We start from the raw sequence: 1,694 nt of genomic DNA, 5'->3' as shown, positions 1-1,694 counted from the left end.
CCTGAATCCGTGTTCGCTTAGCCGGAAATCCAGCCTAACGCATTGATGTAATTGTATAATTACGCATCCGAGCCTTTCACCCAACCGACCATGCCGCGCTTCGAAGTCAAGCAATCCGCCAAGCTCAATCTGACGTCCTACTCGGGCCTGGCGTTGATCGGGCAGTGCTGCCAGGCGGCACAGGTCGAGGCGGTGATCGACCCGAGGCTGCCGGTGTCGCAGGGTATGCGGAGCTCGGACCTGGTCAAGTCGGTGGTGGGGCTGCTGAGCCTGGGCAAAAGCGACTTCGAGGCGATCGAGCCGTTTCGCGGCGACCGCTTCTTCAAGGAAGCGCTCGGGCTCGCCAAGGTGCCCGGCAGCGTGTGGATGCGCCAACGGCTCGATGCCCGCGCGGCCGAGCTGCGCGAGCTGACCGACGAGCTGAGCCTGCGCCTGCTCGAGCGCACCGAGGCGCCGATCACGGCGCACAAGGGCTACGTCTGCGCCGATCTGGACACCTTCGTGATGGACAACTCCGACACCAAGAAGGAGGCGGTCAGCCGCACTTACCAGGGCGTCGATGGCTACACGCCGATCGCGCTGTACCTGGGCAACGAGGGCTGGAACCTCGGCCTGGAGCTGCGCGCGGGGTCGCACCACTCGGCGCTGGAGACCGAGTATTTCTTCGAGCGCGCGTTCCCGCGCCTGCGCCGGGTGTGTGCGGCCGATGCGAAGCTGCTGTGGCGGGCCGACAGCGGCTTCGACAGCGCCCGGCTGCTGTTCGCGCTGGCCGACGAGCGCGATCGCTGGGCAGCGCTGGGGCGTTCGTTCGACTACCTCACCAAGTGGAATCCGCGCCGTCAGGACAAGACCGCCTGGGTGGACCGGGCCGAGGCCGCCGGCGTCTTCGAGGAAGTGCGCGCGGGCAAGCGGGTGGGGCTGCTGGACCTGAAGATCGACCGTGCCTGGAAGAAGGCCAAGCGCACGCTGCGTCTGGTGGTGCGGGTGACCGAGCGCACGATCGACAAGAAGGGCCAGCACCTGCTGACCCCCGAGATCGAGATCGAAGGCTGGTGGACCAGCCTCGAAGTGGCGATGGCCGACGTGATCGAGCTCTACAAGCACCACGGCACGCACGAGCAGTTCCACTCCGAGATCAAGACCGACCTGGACCTCGAGCGCCTGCCCTCGGGCAAGTTCGACACCAACGACGCGGTCATGCATCTGGCCGCGTTCGCCTACAACTGCCTGCGCCTGATCGGCCAACTCGGGCTGACCGGCGAGCTCTCGCCGATCCGTCACCCGGCCAAGCGCCGACGCATCAAGACAGTGCTGCAGGAGGTGATGTACCGTGCGGCGAAGTTCGTCGAACACGCCCGCCGCCTGGTGCTGGACTTCGGACGCGGCGTCGCCGCGCATGTGAAGGTGTTCACCACGGTGCAGGCGCGACTGTGCGCGGTGGCTTCGCCGTGATGCAAATCCGACGGCCGAATTCTCCGAATCGAGGCCATTTCGCTGCGGCGAAAGGGCGACGGCCGCGTGGGAGCAGGAAAATGACGTAGCGCACCCCCCGTAAGCCCGGCTCGCCGGGCCTCCGGGCCGTGAAAGGACGGTGCTCGGGGCTGCGGTGAGCTGAGATTGGGAGTCAGGCAGCAGAAAAATCATGCGCTGGGGCTCGCGGAGCGGGTACGCGCTGAAGACAACACGGATTCAGG

General features: G+C 66.2%; 1 protein-coding gene. It reads left to right on the top strand.

Annotated features, from left to right (window positions below; all coding sequences use genetic code 11):
• Positions 1-90: 90 nt before the first annotated feature.
• Positions 91-1,452, top strand: a complete 1,362-nt coding sequence (locus tag C667_RS22750; RefSeq protein ID WP_004357889.1) for an IS1380 family transposase — start codon at positions 91-93, stop codon at positions 1,450-1,452.
• Positions 1,453-1,694 lie beyond the last annotated feature (242 nt).

This window comes from Thauera phenylacetica B4P, from assembly GCF_000310225.1.
Classification (GTDB): Bacteria; Pseudomonadota; Gammaproteobacteria; order Burkholderiales; family Rhodocyclaceae; genus Thauera; species Thauera phenylacetica.
This window is presented reverse-complemented; position numbering and strand designations above follow the sequence as displayed.

Bases quoted from the DNA above. Each gene is read 5' to 3' on its own strand.
- C667_RS22750 (WP_004357889.1), top strand. From the start codon at position 91: ATGCCGCGCTTCGAAGTCAAGCAATCCGCCAAGCTCAATCTGACGTCC.